The sequence below is a fragment of the Sphingobacterium populi genome, assembly GCF_001586775.1.
Taxonomy (GTDB): domain Bacteria; phylum Bacteroidota; class Bacteroidia; order Sphingobacteriales; family Sphingobacteriaceae; genus Sphingobacterium; species Sphingobacterium populi.
Genome location: NZ_LQXS01000002.1, coordinates 508,653 through 525,392 on the forward strand (window position 1 = coordinate 508,653; position 16,740 = coordinate 525,392).

The following is a 16,740-nucleotide window of genomic DNA, read 5'->3' on the forward strand; positions in this document are numbered from 1 at the left end:
AACTCTAAGTTTTCCGGCTTTTTTTATTTTTAGTGCTTTATTTGTGCTCAATGACAAATTCCGATTTGTCTGTACGCACTTTTTTAAGATTGACCAACCAATCATTAGCCTCATCTCGGTAGCCCAATGCCAGGATTGTTACCGATTTTAAACCTTTCTCACCAAGACCCAAAATTTCGTCCAACTGTGCATTGACGAATCCTTCCATAGGTGTGGCGTCTACCTGAAGCTCAGCTGCGGCGGCTATAGCCATTCCGAAACCAATGTAAGCCTGTCTAGCAGCATGATTGAAGTGATCTTCTTTGCTCTGTGCTGCAAAATTCTGCATCAACATTCCTTTATACTCGTTGCTCGCACCAGCAGGCAATCCACGCTCGGCTTCTTGCTGCGCAAATACTTTGTCGACCCGTTCTGTGGTGTATTCATCGAATGCTGCAAAAACCAAAAGGTGCGAAGCATCTACAATTTGCGACTGAGAGAATGCAATAGGCTGAATTTTTTCTTTCAATTCAGCATTCGAAATCTCAACAATGCGGAAAGGTTGTAGCCCTGAAGAAGTGGGTGCTAGGCGAGCCGCTTCAATAATGTAATCTACTTTATCTTGTGGTACAGCAGTACCATTCATTTTTTTTGTGGCATATCGCCAGTTCAATTGCTCGTGAAGATTCATACTCGTTAATTTTATTCTGTCGAACAAAAATAAGACCAAATAATGATGTTTAAACACTTAAATTTTGATTTGTACAGAAATATGACAATGTATAATTTGATGAAAATCATGTACTTTAGAATATGAACTTTTTTAAGAGCAAACGGAAGGTGTCGTTAGTGCTTGGGAGCGGCGGAGCGAGGGGTTTGGTACAGATTGGTGTTATAAAGATGTTGCTACAAAAAGGCTATATCATCGATGAGATCGTGGGCTGCTCCATTGGTTCATTGATCGGGGCGGCATATGCGCAGGGCAAGCTGGACGAATTGGAAGACTGGCTGAAAGGAGTGACGCGTATGAAGGTCTTTCAATTAATGGATTTCTCCAACCCTTGGTTTGGAATTTTGAAAGGAACGAAGGCCTTAGAGTCACTCAAATTAGTGTTTCCGGATACCTTGATTGAAAATTTACCACTACGCTATGTGGCGATTGCGACTGATTTAACAAATGAATGCGAAGTGATTTTTGATAAGGGAAGTGTGTATGATGCTATACGCGCGTCTATTGCCATACCAGCCGTTTTTACAGGAGTAGATTCTGATGGTCGGTATTTGGTCGATGGTGGCGTCTTTAATCCTCTTCCCATTAACTACGTTAAAAAATCGAAACGAAATTTGGTCGTAGTGGTCAATCTCGACGGGCGGCCCGACCCAGCATTTGGCACCGTTGCAAGTGGCGGAAAGTATACATCATTGACCGTTTTACAGGAAGCATATTTCGCTATGCGAAGGCGTTTGAGTCAATTGTCAATAGACCTGCATCAGCCAGATTATGTTATTAGTGTGCCGCATAATACAGCAGGTATTTGGGATTATCACCGTACGCTCGACCTCGTAGAAAAAGGAATGAAGTGGACCGATTTGTTGCTTCCAGATGTTACGCTTAAAAATAAAAAAGTGTGAGCTAAGCGGTAGTAACCGCTGCTATCTTCTTCAAGAAATTTAACAACGATTCGTTAAATGCAATCGGGTTTCGAGATTAGGAAGATGGCCGCTATTTGCGATGCTTACGAATTCGGATTGTGGAATATGGGCATGCATTTCCTGCATCAACGCCGCTGGTGTTATTTTATCTTGTTCACCCCGCAGCAGTAAAGTGGGTACGGAAATAGCCGAAAGTACCTCCGATGTATCCGTGCGCGCAGCTAAAGCAAGCAAGGTGGCGCAGATGCTAGTGATACTATTTCTACGAATACTGCTTTTTATTAGATCTACCGATGCCAGATTTTGCTCTGCACGAGGATGTGCAAATACATTCTCGATGAATCCGATGGCAAATGGTCGGCGGCCATGTGTCAGTACTGCTTCGATAGAGTCAAATCTTTTTTGCTTGGCAGCTTTATCATCTGCTTGGCTATGCGTATCGCTTAAGATGAGGCCGGAGAATACCGTTGGCGCGATCTCATAAGCGCGCAAGGCAACATAGCCGCCCATAGAAATACCACAAACTACGACCTCTTTTAACGCCATTTTTTTGATAAATGCGATAAGATCTTTTGCAAAAAGATCGATCGATAGAAAGCTATGTCCCGATGTACTGTTTCCGTGTCCACGAATGTCTAATGCAATTCCGGTAGTGGATTCGTCTAGTGCTTCCAATTGGGCAGACCACATTGTTTTGTTAAAGGGAAATCCATGTAGAAAGATCACTGTTCTTTGCTCTTTCTGAGAAGCTTTTTTAATAAAATAGGAGATGCTAATGTCGTTTATTCTAATTTTACTTCTTTTAGTGCGTTCGGCCATTTATGTATTGCTAAATTTAAATCTTTTGTTTTCAATTGGATATGTTTTCCAATCCATATTAATGACCCTAAAGTGCACAAAAAGTTTGCAATAATCGAAAAAGTACCGATATTTGCCTCACCAAAACGGTACTACACCGCTGGTTGAAAAATGCGCTCATAGCTTAATTGGATAGAGCACCTGACTACGGATCAGGAGGTTAGGGGTTCGACTCCCTTTGAGCGCACTTTTTTCTTTTCTATAATATATTCAACCCCTTTTTTGAACATCGTATAATGGAATTCATAGCGGCATTCCAGCGCTAGAAAAAAGTCATGTGTTACACGCGAAAAGAGTCGTTTGTATAACACATGACTATATGGGTTATGCTATCTCTGCCAAGAAGTTGCCATCTTGATGTATGAGGTCGCGATGTGCAATGATCGTTTGCAGATTTATTTTTCCAATCACGTACATAGAATCCTGACCGTAGAAACGTTCCGAAATACTATTGAAACGCAGTTTTTCTAAGATAGACTCGTCTTGATAGCGTAAATATACCGTCAATTCGTAATCGGTGCTATAGCTTACTTCTTGAGCTTTGGAGTGTTTCTTGAACTCATAACGATATCCGTATCGTAGCGCTGTAATATCCGACAGTACTGCAGATCCTGTAGGATGGCCGCCGGCACCTTTCCCGAAGAAGAATTGCTCATCTGCAAAAGCTGCTTTGACCAACACACCATTATTTTCGTTTTCTACGCTGTACAATAGGTTGTCTTTGGTTACAAATTTGGGCAATACATACAAAATGATTTTACCATTTACCTCTTTGGCTAGTGGGATCAATTTGATCTTATAATTTTTCTCGCGGGCGTATGTGATATCGGCTTGTCCAAGCTTATCAATTCCTAGGTTAAGAATGTCTTCGGGCTTTACGTAAATGCCATAGGCATGATTGGCTACTATCGCTAATTTGTATTTAGGATCATAGCCACCAACGTCGAGTGTGGGGTCTGTTTCTGCAAAGCCTAAATCTTGTGCTTTCTTTAATGCGGTATGGTAATCCTGATTTTCGTTAAAAATTTTGGATAAAATATAATTGGACGAGCCATTGAAAATCCCACTTACACTATGCAGTAGCTCATTGTCGTAGTACTCTTCCAAATTGCGAATGATCGGAATAGAGCCACATACTGCTCCTTCGTAGAGTAAAGATTTTCCTGTCTCTTGTTGTATGTTTGCTAATTCTTCCAGATGTGTGGCGATCATCTTCTTGTTGGCTGACACGACGTTTTTGCCAGCATACAGTGCGTGCTTGGTAATTTCAAATGCCGCATCCGCATCGTCGATAAGCTCCAATATTGTATTGATAGCCGGATCATTTAGTACTTCATCAGCATCGGTAGTAAACAGATGCTCGGGAAGTGAGCGTTGCTTCGTCGGATTTTTAATGACAAATTTTTTAATCTCAAGATTTAGATCTTTGGTTTTAATAATGTCGTACAAACCTTGGCCAACTACGCCAAAACCAAACATCCCAATCGTTAATTTTTCACTCATTTTATCTCAAATTGTTTTTTTAGTTAGATCTCAATTTATAAGGACTCAAAAGCATGCTCAAGATCGGCTTTGATGTCGTCGATGTGCTCGATTCCGACAGACAAACGTAGTAATCCAGGGTACACGCCAGAGCGTTGTTGGTCCGCCGCACTTAATTGCTGATGGGTGGTCGCTGATGGATGGATAATCAGCGTTTTGGCATCACCTACGTTTGCAACATGGCTAATTAAGGATAATGCGTCTATAAATTCGTTCGCTTTTTCACTTCCACCACGAATGGCAAAAGATAATACTGCTCCATATCCATTTTTCAGGTATTTCTGCGCGGCATCATGATAAGGATGGCTTTTTAGCCCGGGATAGCTCACAGATTCTACCTGCGGATGATTTTCAAGCCACTGTGCAATTTCTAAAGCATTATCCACATGTCGTTGCACGCGTAGCGATAATGTTTCTAATCCTTGTGTCAGTAAGAATGAATTGAAAGGAGATAGTGCAGGGCCAAAATCTCTTAATCCTTCCACTCGGGCACGGATTGCAAACTGAATGTTACCAAAGGAACTATTTACGCCGAATACGTCCGAGAAGACCAATCCGTGATAGCCTTCTGATGGTTCTGAAAACTGTTTGAATTTACCGTTGCCCCAATTGTAGTTGCCGCCGTCGACAATGACGCCGCCGATACTGGTGCCGTGTCCGCCGATCCATTTCGTTGCAGACTCTACGACGATGTGCGCCCCATGTTCCAATGGTTTGAAGAGATAGCCTCCCGCTCCAAAAGTGTTGTCAACAACGATCGGAAGATCATATTTCTTGGAAATTGCAGACAAGCGTTCAAAATCAGGAATGCTATAAGCTGGGTTGCCAATTGTTTCTACATAAAGCGCTTTGGTGCGCTCGTCAATCAGCTTTTCAAAATGGTCTGGTTCGCCTTGGTCTGCGAAGCGTACCTCAATGCCTAATCTCTTGAAAGCGACCTTAAATTGATTGAAAGTTCCTCCATAGAGATGAGAGCTTGAAATAAAATTGTCGCCACTTTCTAAAATATTATTCAGCGCTATAAACTGCGCCGCTTGTCCTGAGGCGACGGCCACTGCTGCAACTCCGCCTTCTAAGGCGGCAATACGCTTTTCAAATACATCCGTCGTCGGGTTCATAATCCGGGTGTAGATATTACCAAACTCTTTTAATGCAAAAAGGTTGGCGCCATGCTCCGCATTGTCAAATACGTAAGAAGAAGTTTGATATATAGGAAGTGCTCGCGAACCAGTAGTAGCGTCAGCCTCTTGTCCAGCGTGAATTTGTAGGGTTTCGAATTGTAAAGCTTTTTTGTAAGTCATAATGATTTATTTATGATGTAAAAAGATAGAAAGTAGTCTGCTACGAAAAAGTAAGTCGTTTATTTCGTTTTGCTTGCTGTATTAGTGTGCAGAAAATCACGATACTGCAAGCAAAACAACGACTAACGCATTCGAACTGAGTAGACTGCTTTAAAAGCGCTATAGCTAATTGTAGCTAGCAAAGAGACAGGACATAATGTGTCTCCAAATGAAGGTGTAATGTGTGTTTTTTCGTTCATCTGTTCTATTATTTATATACTCCAAAACAAAATTTTGGACAGGAATTGGCACCTTTTCAACTTTGTGTTGTTGGTTGCCAGCGGGTCATCGAGCCAGTCTCTCGCCACTTCTTTATAAATCAAGACCTGAATCGCTTGAAGAAGGTGTTGATTTGTATAATCGAATGATATACAAAACAAAGATAGTGTTTTTGTTTAGCCAGTCAAGGCTTAAGACATGAAAACGGATAAAACTTTTAATAAATGACATTTCGTACTGGATAGTATTCTAATCGACAGCAGGTTACAACTTCGAATAATATTTGTTTTATGGTTTATTTAGTGTTTTTAAAGTGAAAATTAACTAAAATGTTTTAGCTATTTATCAAAATTTAATCTAAAATTTAAAACACTGTAAATCAAGTGATTATGCGGGTGTAATTACTACAATAAGTGATATTTGGTGTATTGTATATCGTATAATGGTTAATTTTGTTTCCTGTAACATAACTATTAAATTGCAATGCACAAAATTCTGCAAGAATCTTTACCTGGCCTTGGATTGGAGCCAGCGGGTGAGGTTTATAGCGAATTGACTCCTTCTGAGTTAATTGAGCACGCTATAAAGCACAAAGAAGCAACTTTATCGGCTTCAGGATCGCTTAATATTATGACCGGAACTTTTACCGGACGCTCACCTCGTGATCGTTATATCGTACGCGATGATACAACCGAGCGATCGGTACATTGGAATGAAATTAATCAAGGTGTGTCTACTGAAGTATTCGATGCTTTAGTAGTGCAAGTGAAGCAGTATCTAGATCGTAGTAAGGTGCTCTATACACGCACTGCAAATGTTGCTACAGATAGCAAATATGGTAGAAAAATTCATTTTGTAACCGAGCTTGCTGCACAAGATTTATTTATCCAAAATATGTTCCTTTCAGAGCGAAAAGTGGAAAATAACAGAGATTGGACGGTATGGGTTGCATCGAAATTAAAAATCGATAACCATAAAGAATTGGGACTTCGCGCTTCGAATGCTGTGATCTTGGATTTTACTTCGAGAAAGGTGTTAATTATTGGTACAGAATATACCGGTGAAATAAAGAAGAGTATGTTCTCTATGATGAACTACATTTTGCCAGAAGAGCATAATGTACTTTCCATGCATTGTGCAGCTAATATGGGAAAAGATGGGGATACTGCGCTATTTTTTGGCTTGTCGGGAACAGGAAAGACCACTTTATCTGCGGATCAGGATCGCTACCTCATTGGCGACGATGAGCATGGCTGGTCTGATGATGGAATTTTTAATTTGGAAGGTGGCTGTTATGCTAAATGTATTAACCTCAGAGTAGAGAGCGAACCAGATATTTTCCGTGCTATCCGGTTTGGCGCCTTGACAGAGAATATGCTTTTTGCACCTAATAGCCGAATGTTAGATTATAGCAATAGTTCGGTCACCGAAAACATCCGTGTTTCCTACCCCATACATTATATTCCGCATGTAGTAAAAGACAACCGATCAGCTGCACCAAAACATATTTTCTTTTTGACTGCAGATGCATTCGGTGTGCTGCCTCCGCTGTCTAGGTTGACGGTGGAACAGGCGATGTATTACTTTTTGAACGGTTACACGGCTAAGGTAGCCGGCACAGAAGTTGGTATTGCCGAGCCTGTAGCTACATTTTCCGCTTGTTTTGGTCAAGCTTTCTTGCCTTTGCATGCCATGCGTTATGCAGAAATGCTTCGCGATCGCTTGCAGCACGATAGTTCTTCGCAAGTGTGGCTTGTCAATACCGGTTGGATCGGAGGGCCATATGGAATTGGACGCCGAATACCGCTTTATCACACACGAGCCATGATTCGCGGCGTAATGACAGGCGCATTAGATGATGAGCATTTTGTAAAACATCCTATATTCGACCTAGCTATGCCTACGGCTTGTCCATTAGTTCCAGATACTATTTTAGATCCGCAATCGCTTTGGCAGAATGCAGATAGCTATATTCACAAAGCACAGGAATTAAAAGATCTCTTTGAGGAAAATTATCAAAAATATACCCCTTAAATCTTTGGGTTAAACGTCATGGAATATAAGACATTAGGGCAATTTATTATTGAGAAGCAAGCAGAATTTCCATTTGCAAAAGGAGAGCTATCCCGGTTACTCCGTGATATTGGTATTGCGGCGAAAGTGGTTAACCGAGAAGTGAATAAAGCTGGTTTGGCCGAGATTCTGGGATCCTTCGGTCAGGTGAATGTGCAAGGTGAAGAACAGCAGAAGCTAGATGTATTAGCCGACCGTGAATTTATCTCGGCGCTGCAGCGAGGAGGTGAATGCTGCTACATAGCTTCTGAAGAACATGAAGAAGGATTGGACTTTTCATCTTCCGAAGGATCTTCTGAAGGGAAGTATATCGTGTGTATTGATCCCTTAGATGGTTCATCAAATATTGACGTAAATATATCCATTGGAACCATTTTTTCTATTTACCGACGCAAGTCTTCGTCGGGTCGTTTATCAGAGCAGGATATTTTGCAACAAGGAATCAATCAAGTAGCCGCGGGCTATATTCTTTACGGTTCATCTACCATGTTGGTGTATACGACTGGGCATGGTGTTAACGGTTTTACTCTTGATCCTAGCATTGGCGAGTTCTGCTTGTCGCATCCTACTATGCGAATTCCCGAAAATGGAAACACATATTCTATTAATCAAGGAAACTTTGTCAACTTTCCTCCTGCTATAAAAGAGTATGTGAAGCGTTGTCAGGAAGAAAACCTACCTACAGGTCGGCCATATTCTTTGCGCTATATTGGTTCTTTGGTGGCCGATTTACATCGCACTATGCTAAAAGGAGGCATATTTATGTATCCAGAAAGTGTACGACATCGGAATGGTAAACTAAGGCTGATGTATGAATGTAATCCAATGGCTTTTATCTTAGAGCAAGCTGGTGGTAAAGCTTCCACTGGAAAAGACCGTATCTTAGAGATACACCCAAAGGAGTTGCATCAACGCACGCCGTTGGTTATAGGAAGTACGTTGATGGTAGATATGGTTGAAAAGTTATATGCAGATATGGATGGTGTGGTTGCCAAATAGTTGATTACGCGGGGTAGAGAAATAAGATGCATTGGGTTGTGACCGTACACACAACAGAACCATGTCGCAAAGATTTGCTTACATTAGGCGAAAACGAAGTCCAATTTGCAATTGCTGGATGTAGGAATCGTTTGGACTATTGATCTGACTAAAACCGTTATGTCTACGATATCTTAGGTATAATTTACGAAATTCTATACCTAAAACATATCCCGTTTGAAGATTAGTTTGAAAGGCAGGTTGGTTATTATTCAGTAGATGTCTGTCTTCGTTCAATAGCTTGTTGAACTCTATACCCGCGAGTAAAGCAAATTGTGGCGTGAGTGTAAGCTTTGCAAGTAATGGAAGGTTGAAATAGTCAACCGAACGCGTGGCCTTAGTGATTCCTTGGGGTAGTGCTTGTGTGGTTTCGTTAGTTCTTATCCGGGATATATTGTAGCCGGGCTCCAATTGCAACGTGAAATAAGGATTCAGACCATAACTCAGGAATGCGCCAAACTGAAGACCGATACGGTTAGAAGATCGAAATTCAGAACCGATAGCCTTACTTAAATTACCGCCACCCTGTACGCCAATTCCTATTTGTGCTTGTGCAAATAGTATAGAGACGAAGTACACCACTAGTAGCGTTATGGTTTTGGTATATTTTTCTCTTTTATGTAATGCAATCATTTTTTCGTTAAGGTAAATACCGTGAAGACTGCGTAAAAATACGGATATACAGCACAAACTGAATTTGACTTTTGTAAATTTTTAGTCAATAGTTCAGTGTCTTATTCTGCTGGCAACTGTGATTTGAAAGAGACTCTTCGCAGACCTGTAATTTTTCAAAAATGCAGTATGAACCGCTTAAAATTTATAATTTTCTATTTTTTAATCGATAATTTTCCCTAATACTTACTATTTACGGCGATATGCTGTCTGTTTTTTGTATTTTTTTGTACGTTTACACTATCTAAAAATTAATCTAAATCATGTGGTATAAGAAATCCATATCAAAATTGGTTGCTGAGGCGCAGCAAAGTGGAGAAGGAACACTAAAAAGAACATTGACCAGTACTGGTCTTATAGCACTAGGCGTAGGTGCTATTATAGGTGCTGGGTTATTTTCGTTGACGGGTATTGCGGCAGCAGATCATGCCGGGCCGGCAGTTACTATTGCGTTTGTGATCGCTGCGATTGGCTGCGCATTTGCAGGTCTTTGCTATGCTGAATTTGCTTCTATGATACCGGTTGCCGGTAGTGCATATACTTATTCGTACGCCACGATGGGCGAGTTCATGGCGTGGATCATTGGTTGGGATTTGGTCTTAGAATATGCTTTGGCAGCTGCAACCGTATCCGCGAGCTGGTCGCAGTATGTCAACCAGTTAGTTGTAAATATTTTTGGGCAAGGGTTGCCAGAAGCTATCTTACATGGTCCCTGGGAAGGTGGTATTGTCAATCTTCCAGCCATTATTATTGTAGTGTTGATATCACTTTTATTGATGCGAGGCACGCAAGAATCTGCTTTAGTTAACAACATACTCGTCATTCTCAAAATTGCTGTGGTACTAATCTTTATCATATTGGGGTGGAGTTTTATCAATCCAGCTAATCACGATCCGTTTATACCTATTAATCAGGGAGAGGAATTGTTAAAAGCGGGCAAAATAGGCATGTTTGACTTCTTCAGCGAAGGGTATTTCGGTCATTATGGTATCAGCGGTATTCTACGAGCAGCGGGAGTTGTGTTCTTTGCTTTTATCGGATTTGATGCGGTGAGTACGGCGGCGCAAGAAGCGATTAATCCTAAGAAAGGTATGCCGATTGGTATCATTGGGTCACTGATTATTTGTACTATTTTTTATGTGGCTTTTTCGTACGTGCTTACTGGTTTAGCGAATTATAAAGATTTTCAAGGTGATGCCAGTCCAGTAGCAACAGCATTTGCAGCTACAGGTTATACGTTTCTAAATACCGCGATGACTGTCACTATTATTGCAGGTTATACCTCAGTTATCTTGGTGATGTTATTAGGCCAGAGCCGTGTTTTTTATACCATGAGTAAAGATGGTTTACTTCCAAAGATGTTTTCTGACCTTTCTAAAAGACAAACTCCTTGGAAAACAAACCTTATTTTTATGGTATTTGTAAGTATTTTTGCGGGATTTGTGCCTGTCTCAGATTTAGGACATATGGTAAGTATCGGTACACTGTTTGCATTTAGCTTAGTGTGTATCGGCGTAATCGTCTTACGTTACAAAAACCCAACCGCCGAACGTCCTTTTAAAACGCCTTTGGTGCCGCTAATCCCTGTTTTGGGTGTGCTGGTTTGCGTAGCAATGATGGCCTCGCTACCGATCGAAAGTTGGGAGCGTCTTGGTCTTTGGATGTTATTAGGAGTTGTAATTTATTTCGTATATGGTAAGAAGCGAAGCGTGCTTCGTGGAGAGATTGAAAGCGGAAGATACGAACAAGATTAAATAGTACATCAGCTTTTCGATAAAACAAACGCTGCCCTTGAACGGGCAGCGTTTGTCGTTATATACCATAAAAAAGTAGTACATTACAAAAGTTTTTATTTATACCAAACATTATATATTGAAATTTACCGAATTTGGTTTCGTTCCCACGTTGGAAGAGGGATTAGAAAGTATGGGGTTTGAGCAGGCAACTCCTATACAAGAGCAAACTATACCCGTAATATTGGATAATAAGGATCTTATCGCTTGCGCGCAAACAGGAACGGGTAAAACTGCGGCCTATTTGCTTCCAATCCTTAACAAGATTTGTAAAGATCCAAAAGAATTTGTTAATACTATCATTCTAGTGCCTACTCGTGAGCTAGCCTTACAGATTGATCAGCAGATCATGGGGCTTGGTTATTTTACTGGTGCTACTTCTATCTCCGTGTACGGAGGTGGAGATGGTATGGGTTATGAACAGCAAAAGCGCGCTATACGTGAAGGAGTCAATATTATTGTAGCTACGCCAGGCCGTTTAATTAGTCATATGAGTTCGGGAAAGTTTGACTTTACTCGGTTGGAGCATCTTGTCCTAGATGAGGCAGACACCATGTTAGATATGGGTTTTCATGATGACATTCTCCGAATTATAAGCTATCTGCCAATTAAGCGTCAGAGCTTATTGTTTTCAGCAACGATGCCCGCTAAGATCCGCACTTTAGCAAAGAAAATACTCGAGGAACCGCAAGAAATTAATATAGCGATCTCTAAACCGTCTGCTGGAATTGATCAACATGCTTATATGACCTATGATGATCAAAAAGGTAAATTAATTCGGCATATTTTGTCGAATCAAGATTATACTAGTATTATCGTTTTTGCATCGAAGAAGGAAATTGTAAAAACTCTGGCTCGCGACCTTTCCAAAAGTGGTATCGAAGCAGAGGGATTTCATTCGGATTTGGAACAGGCGCAGCGAGAATCGATCATTAATAAATTTCGCTCAAAGCGTTTGCGCGTATTGATTGGTACAGACGTGATTAGTAGAGGTATCGATATTGTAGGTATAAGTTTAGTTGTCAATTACGATGTGCCTCCCGATCCCGAAGATTATGTGCATAGAGTTGGACGAACGGCACGTGCCTCTACTACAGGAACAGCAATAACGTTTATAAACGAAAAAGATCAATCTCGTTTTGCACGTATTGAGCATCTTATAGAATATGAGATCGAAAAGAAGCCACTTCCTGAAGGATTGGGAGTAGGGCCGGTGTACAACCCTAAGACGGGAAGACCTCAGAAACCTAAAAATTCACGAAAGAAAAATTATAAAGGAAAGCGTACAGTAGGCACTTCCTCGACTAAAGCTAAATCTTCAGAAAACTAAATCCTGTTAGATACCAGTGCATACTTAGGTTATCTATATACCGAGATATTCCGTATGTATCACCTTTTCATCATCCCGATCCCAAAAACAATATGGCGGTCGGGATGTTTGTTTTAGAGAGCTTGCTCACGACATTATTAAGACACATACACCTAAAACTATGTTTACTAAGGAAAAGCTTTTAGAGAAAATAGAACAATATCGTGCTGATTTTGTACAACAAAAGCCCGATATGGCCAGTTATTCCGCAAGTGAAATCTTCGATGCTTATTTTTACGAAGAAAGTGACGATTTGCCGGCCGTAGGTTTCAACCCACAATCAGGAGAGCATCTACGTGTAGGTGATAAGATTTACTATCATCCAGATAAAAGTCATCTCGTGCCAGAAAAACTGCGAACTCATTTACGAGAGGCTAAGTTGGAAGATTGATCTTATTTTATAGAATTTTTCAGGGATATACCCACTAAAAAAATGAATATATGAGTTATACGAGAAATTTCACCCATAATATTGGCGGAGTGCCTATAGAATTTGATGTGACTTACAATACAGAAAACCACTTTTTTAAGGTGCAAGAAGCAGGGTTGACTGAGCCGTATCTATTGAAATTTGATATGAGTAGTCGTGTGTGGAGTATTGAAAGTAGTCAGGATACGAAAATATCTGCTGAAGAGCTTGCACTACTTGTGCAGAAGCATTTTGGTCGTACCGTTTAAGAAATGCCTATAATAAAACAAAAGAGCGAAGAATAATCTTCGCTCTTTTGGGTAAGTAATGGGGCTCGAACCCACGACCCCTAGAACCACAATCTAGTGCTCTAACCAACTGAGCTATACCTACCGTTTTTTTCGTGATACAAAAATAGCATAATTATATAATTGTAGCAAACATTCTTTTCTAAAAAGTCTATGATCTTTAATAACGTAATGATTGCGAGCTTCTTATTTTTTTATGCTGCGCTATAAGCGCGAATTTTAAACCAAAAAAATGCCTTGATGGGTATTTAAATTACATCAAGGCATTTGAAAATTTTATTTTAGAATTGTAGTATTATGTGTGTTTTACATCCATTTCATCGACGTAATCTTCGCGCAATTCAAAATCTTCGACCATTAGATCGATATAATTTGTTTTCTCCTTGCTGCCAAAACGACGTTGGAATCCATCGAAGATTGAGTAAACGACAGGCACAATAACCAAAGTTAAGAATAGAGAAGAGATCAATCCGCCGATAATGACGATTGCCAAACCGCGGTTGGTATCTGCTCCATCTCCAGTAGCCATTGCGATTGGCACCATACCAAATACCATTGCGATGGTCGTCATTAGGATCGGGCGCAAACGAGCGTGGTTCGCTGCAACCAAGGCATCGAATGTATTGGCGCCAGCCTCTTTCTTGTGATTCGCAAAATCTACTAATAGGATGGCATTTTTTGCTACCAAACCAATCAACATAATGATACCTAAGATGGTAAAAATGTTGAGCGACTCATTGGTCAATGCAAGTGCTAATAGTGCACCAATGAAAGATAATGGTATGGAGAACAATACGATGAATGGTGTTGCGAAAGAGTCATATAATGCTACCATGACCAAATATACCAGCAAGATAGAAGCTACTAATGCGATTCCTAACGTGCCGAAACCTTCGGATTGGTTTTCCATGTTGCCACCCCATAAGTATTGTACACCAGGCGCACGTTCAATTTGTTCGAACTGCGCTTGCCAATCGGCAGCTACAGCACCACCCGATCTACCGATTATTTGTCCTTCTACTGAGACGGCAGGTGATTTGTCGCGGCGCTCCAATAAAGTAGGGCCAGAGCTGTATCCTACTTTGGCAAATTGCACTAGCTTGACTGCTTCGCCGTTATTATTTATGAATTCCAGATCTTGCACGTTGCCAATGTTATAGCGGCCTTTATCATCAAACTGAATGTTGATCTCGTACTCATTGTCGCCAGCACGGAACTTATTGTCCGTATTCCCGGCAAAGGCAGTTTGCATGCTCATACCGACTGTTGAGATGTTTAATCCGAGTGAGGTCATTTTCTCACGATCAACTTCCACGTTGATTTCTGGATTACCTGTTTCCGAAGTCAGCTTAACACCTACAGCGCCTGGTACTTGACGCAATTGATCCGCAGCTTTTTCGGCGAAGGCTAGTGCATCTTCCATGGTAGAGCCAATGATTGTTAACTTCAATGGCGCTTGCTCGGCACCAATAAGGCCCATCGCTACCATCTTGATTTTTGGTCCGACTAGCTCTTTTTCGAGCTCTCGTTTCAATTGTGCAGAGTAAACACGAGAATTGATCTGCGTCTTGTACTCATCTTTTAGGAAGACTTGAATCTCTGATTTGTACCTGGATCCACCAGTGGACATCACACCATCACTGGACTGACCTACGGTCGTAATCATTCGCTCGATCTCTGGTTTGCTTGCGATAAATGCTTCTGCACGTTGCGTAAACTGATTAGAAGTTTGCAAGGAAGCGTCTTTCTCCAGCTCTAGCTGTACCAAAAATTCACCACGATCACTACTTGGGAAGAAATCTGAACCGATAAATCCTAGTGGCAGTAGGGCGATAGATGCTGCGAATAAAATGATGGCTAATAGTAACGTTAATACTTTGTTGAGGCGAGTTTTGATAGACCATTTCAATAAATCTGATATCCAATGAGTGAAGCTAGTCAACCCATTTTCAAAACCGTTGATGATACGACCAAAGAACGAAGTATTGCTCACATGCTCTAGCTTTCCGAATCGCGAATATAACCAAGGCACGACAGTAAATGAAACTAAGAAAGATAGTGATGTTGCGATGATCACCGTTACACAGAATTGTTTTAAGATGTCGGCTACAAGACCTGATGACAAGGCTATCGGCAAGAATACAACTACAATTACTAAGGTAATCGCTGATACGGTAAAGCCGATCTCGCTCGCGCCATCGTACGCTGCCCGTACTTTGTTTTTGCCCATCTCCATATGTCGGTGAATATTCTCCAATACTACGATCGCATCATCTACAAGAATACCAACCACTAAGGATAGCGCTAATAACGACATCAGATTTAGGGTATAACCCATAATTAACAATCCAATGAATGTCGCGATTAATGATAATGGAATAGCTACCATGGTAATCGCTGCATTTCGCAAACTATGCAAGAAGAATAGCATAATTAAACCCACAAGTACAATAGCAATAACTAAATCGTGCACCACATTGTCGGCCGAACTCAACGTAAATTCGGAAGAATCGGAAGCCAAGAAGATATTGATATTGTTTGTGGCATAATCCGTCTCGATTTGGTTTATAGTCGCTTGAACGAGTTCGGACACTTCTACGGCATTCGCATCAGATTGCTTGAATACTTGTAGTAAAATAGTGTTTTTACGATCCAATCGGGCAATTTTTTCAATTTCGGCAATACCATCTTGTACATCGGCAATATCGCGTAGATAAATGATCGAGCCAGCTGAGGTTGAAATAGGTAAATTTCTTAATTCATCGATCGTGTTTACCTTACCTGCCAGACGGATGGTCGTACGTTTTTCGTCGGTACTTACGCTTCCGGTAGGAAAATCAAGATTCGAAGAGGCGATCATCTGTTGCACCTGAGTCAATGGAATACGATAGCCGCGCAATTTATCCGGATCGATACTCACCTGAATCTGGCGTTGCTCGCCACCCACCATATCTACTTTAGCTACACCATTAATACGTGCGAAGACCGGTTGAATTTTTTGATCTAACAAATCATATAGATCTTTCTCCGAGAGATTAGACGTTACTGCCAAACTCATGATGGCGACATCATCGAGAGAGAACTTGTTCAACGAAGGCGGGTCGACATCGTCTGGAAGATCGTTGAGTACGGCGTTGATTTTACGCTGTGCATCAGTCAATAAGAAGTTAACATCTGCACCTGTATTCAGGGTAATCATCACGATGGAGAGATTCTCCATAGATGTAGCTTCAATTTTTTTGATGCTTTCTAGGGAGGATACCGCGTCTTCTAAGACACGAGTTACAGTATTTTCTACCTCAGTAGGAGAGGCTCCCGGATATACTGTTTGTACCGAGATTACGTTTGTTTCAAATTTTGGAATTAATTCATACCCGAGTTGAGAGTATGAAAATAGACCACCTAGCGTCAATAGTATAAATAGTACTATAATGATACTAGGTCGCTTAATGGAAACTTCACTTATTTTCATGCCTGATATTTTGTG

The 16,740-nt window shown here is 40.9% G+C and carries 13 protein-coding genes, 2 tRNA genes and 1 riboswitch; of the genes, 8 read left to right on the forward strand and 7 right to left on the reverse strand.

Annotation, left to right across the window (positions count from 1 at the left end; translation table 11 throughout):
• Positions 1 to 37: 37 nt before the first annotated feature.
• Positions 38 to 670, reverse strand: a complete 633-nt coding sequence (locus A0125_RS06520; RefSeq protein WP_066753792.1) for a nitroreductase family protein — start codon at positions 668 to 670, stop codon at positions 38 to 40.
• Positions 671 to 792: 122 nt separating this feature from the next.
• On the opposite strand from A0125_RS06520, the gene A0125_RS06525 reads away from it, so the two are divergent.
• Positions 793 to 1,611 (forward strand): patatin-like phospholipase family protein, encoded by an 819-nt coding sequence (locus A0125_RS06525; protein WP_156472444.1) that lies wholly within the window; start codon positions 793 to 795, stop codon positions 1,609 to 1,611.
• A gap of 39 nt (positions 1,612 to 1,650) precedes the next feature.
• On the opposite strand, the gene A0125_RS06530 is transcribed toward A0125_RS06525, so the two are convergent.
• Complete coding sequence (locus A0125_RS06530) at positions 1,651 to 2,451, reverse strand: alpha/beta fold hydrolase (protein ID WP_231863149.1); 801 nt, start codon at positions 2,449 to 2,451, stop codon at positions 1,651 to 1,653.
• A 152-nt stretch (positions 2,452 to 2,603) separates the two neighbouring features.
• Between A0125_RS06530 and A0125_RS06535 the strand changes: the two genes are divergently transcribed.
• Positions 2,604 to 2,677, forward strand: a tRNA-Arg gene (locus A0125_RS06535).
• A gap of 137 nt (positions 2,678 to 2,814) precedes the next feature.
• Here A0125_RS06535 and A0125_RS06540 read toward each other — a convergent pair.
• Complete coding sequence (locus A0125_RS06540) at positions 2,815 to 3,993, reverse strand: homoserine dehydrogenase (protein WP_066753794.1); 1,179 nt, start codon at positions 3,991 to 3,993, stop codon at positions 2,815 to 2,817.
• 35 nt (positions 3,994 to 4,028) lie between these two features.
• Positions 4,029 to 5,333, reverse strand: a complete 1,305-nt coding sequence (locus A0125_RS06545) for an O-acetylhomoserine aminocarboxypropyltransferase/cysteine synthase family protein (protein ID WP_066753796.1) — start codon at positions 5,331 to 5,333, stop codon at positions 4,029 to 4,031.
• A gap of 248 nt (positions 5,334 to 5,581) precedes the next feature.
• Positions 5,582 to 5,693, reverse strand: a riboswitch (SAM riboswitch).
• 381 nt (positions 5,694 to 6,074) lie between these two features.
• Here A0125_RS06545 and pckA point away from each other — a divergent pair.
• On the forward strand, positions 6,075 to 7,625 hold the full coding sequence (gene pckA, locus A0125_RS06550) for a phosphoenolpyruvate carboxykinase (ATP) (RefSeq protein ID WP_066753798.1): 1,551 nt from the start codon (positions 6,075 to 6,077) through the stop codon (positions 7,623 to 7,625).
• Positions 7,626 to 7,643: 18 nt separating this feature from the next.
• Positions 7,644 to 8,663, forward strand: coding sequence for a class 1 fructose-bisphosphatase (gene fbp / locus A0125_RS06555; protein WP_066753800.1), 1,020 nt, complete (start codon positions 7,644 to 7,646; stop codon positions 8,661 to 8,663).
• A gap of 78 nt (positions 8,664 to 8,741) precedes the next feature.
• On the opposite strand, the gene A0125_RS06560 is transcribed toward fbp, so the two are convergent.
• Positions 8,742 to 9,335, reverse strand: a complete 594-nt coding sequence (locus tag A0125_RS06560; protein WP_066753802.1) for an outer membrane beta-barrel protein — start codon at positions 9,333 to 9,335, stop codon at positions 8,742 to 8,744.
• 302 nt (positions 9,336 to 9,637) lie between these two features.
• Between A0125_RS06560 and A0125_RS06565 the strand changes: the two genes are divergently transcribed.
• The 4 genes from A0125_RS06565 (at position 9,638) to A0125_RS06580 (ending at position 13,214) form a co-directional block, all read left to right on the forward strand.
• Positions 9,638 to 11,128 carry an amino acid permease gene (locus tag A0125_RS06565; RefSeq protein ID WP_066753804.1) on the forward strand — a complete coding sequence of 497 codons (1,491 nt, stop codon included), beginning with the start codon at positions 9,638 to 9,640 and terminating at the stop codon, positions 11,126 to 11,128.
• A gap of 118 nt (positions 11,129 to 11,246) precedes the next feature.
• A complete protein-coding gene (locus A0125_RS06570) occupies positions 11,247 to 12,497 on the forward strand; it encodes a DEAD/DEAH box helicase (RefSeq protein ID WP_066753806.1) in 1,251 nt (416 codons plus the stop codon).
• A gap of 160 nt (positions 12,498 to 12,657) precedes the next feature.
• Positions 12,658 to 12,927 carry a hypothetical protein gene (locus tag A0125_RS06575; protein ID WP_066753808.1) on the forward strand — a complete coding sequence of 90 codons (270 nt, stop codon included), beginning with the start codon at positions 12,658 to 12,660 and terminating at the stop codon, positions 12,925 to 12,927.
• 50 nt (positions 12,928 to 12,977) lie between these two features.
• On the forward strand, positions 12,978 to 13,214 hold the full coding sequence (locus A0125_RS06580; RefSeq protein ID WP_066753810.1) for a hypothetical protein: 237 nt from the start codon (positions 12,978 to 12,980) through the stop codon (positions 13,212 to 13,214).
• A 50-nt stretch (positions 13,215 to 13,264) separates the two neighbouring features.
• Here the strand turns inward: A0125_RS06580 and A0125_RS06585 are convergent.
• Together A0125_RS06585 and A0125_RS06590 are read right to left on the reverse strand one after the other, a co-directional pair.
• Positions 13,265 to 13,338, reverse strand: a tRNA-His gene (locus A0125_RS06585).
• Positions 13,339 to 13,548: 210 nt separating this feature from the next.
• Positions 13,549 to 16,725 carry an efflux RND transporter permease subunit gene (locus A0125_RS06590; RefSeq protein ID WP_066753812.1) on the reverse strand — a complete coding sequence of 1,059 codons (3,177 nt, stop codon included), beginning with the start codon at positions 16,723 to 16,725 and terminating at the stop codon, positions 13,549 to 13,551.
• Positions 16,726 to 16,740: the final 15 nt, after the last annotated feature.

Excerpts from the sequence above, each read along its gene's own strand:
- A0125_RS06520 (WP_066753792.1), bottom strand. The coding sequence starts at position 670 with ATGAATCTTCACGAGCAATTGAACTGGCGATATGCCACAAAAAAAATG.
- A0125_RS06525 (WP_156472444.1), top strand. The coding sequence starts at position 793 with ATGAACTTTTTTAAGAGCAAACGGAAGGTGTCGTTAGTGCTTGGGAGC.
- A0125_RS06530 (WP_231863149.1), bottom strand. The coding sequence starts at position 2,451 with ATGGCCGAACGCACTAAAAGAAGTAAAATTAGAATAAACGACATTAGC.
- A0125_RS06540 (WP_066753794.1), bottom strand. The coding sequence starts at position 3,993 with ATGAGTGAAAAATTAACGATTGGGATGTTTGGTTTTGGCGTAGTTGGC.
- A0125_RS06545 (WP_066753796.1), bottom strand. The coding sequence starts at position 5,333 with ATGACTTACAAAAAAGCTTTACAATTCGAAACCCTACAAATTCACGCT.
- pckA (WP_066753798.1), top strand. The coding sequence starts at position 6,075 with ATGCACAAAATTCTGCAAGAATCTTTACCTGGCCTTGGATTGGAGCCA.
- fbp (WP_066753800.1), top strand. The coding sequence starts at position 7,644 with ATGGAATATAAGACATTAGGGCAATTTATTATTGAGAAGCAAGCAGAA.
- A0125_RS06560 (WP_066753802.1), bottom strand. The coding sequence starts at position 9,335 with ATGATTGCATTACATAAAAGAGAAAAATATACCAAAACCATAACGCTA.
- A0125_RS06565 (WP_066753804.1), top strand. The coding sequence starts at position 9,638 with ATGTGGTATAAGAAATCCATATCAAAATTGGTTGCTGAGGCGCAGCAA.
- A0125_RS06575 (WP_066753808.1), top strand. The coding sequence starts at position 12,658 with ATGTTTACTAAGGAAAAGCTTTTAGAGAAAATAGAACAATATCGTGCT.
- A0125_RS06580 (WP_066753810.1), top strand. The coding sequence starts at position 12,978 with ATGAGTTATACGAGAAATTTCACCCATAATATTGGCGGAGTGCCTATA.
- A0125_RS06590 (WP_066753812.1), bottom strand. The coding sequence starts at position 16,725 with ATGAAAATAAGTGAAGTTTCCATTAAGCGACCTAGTATCATTATAGTA.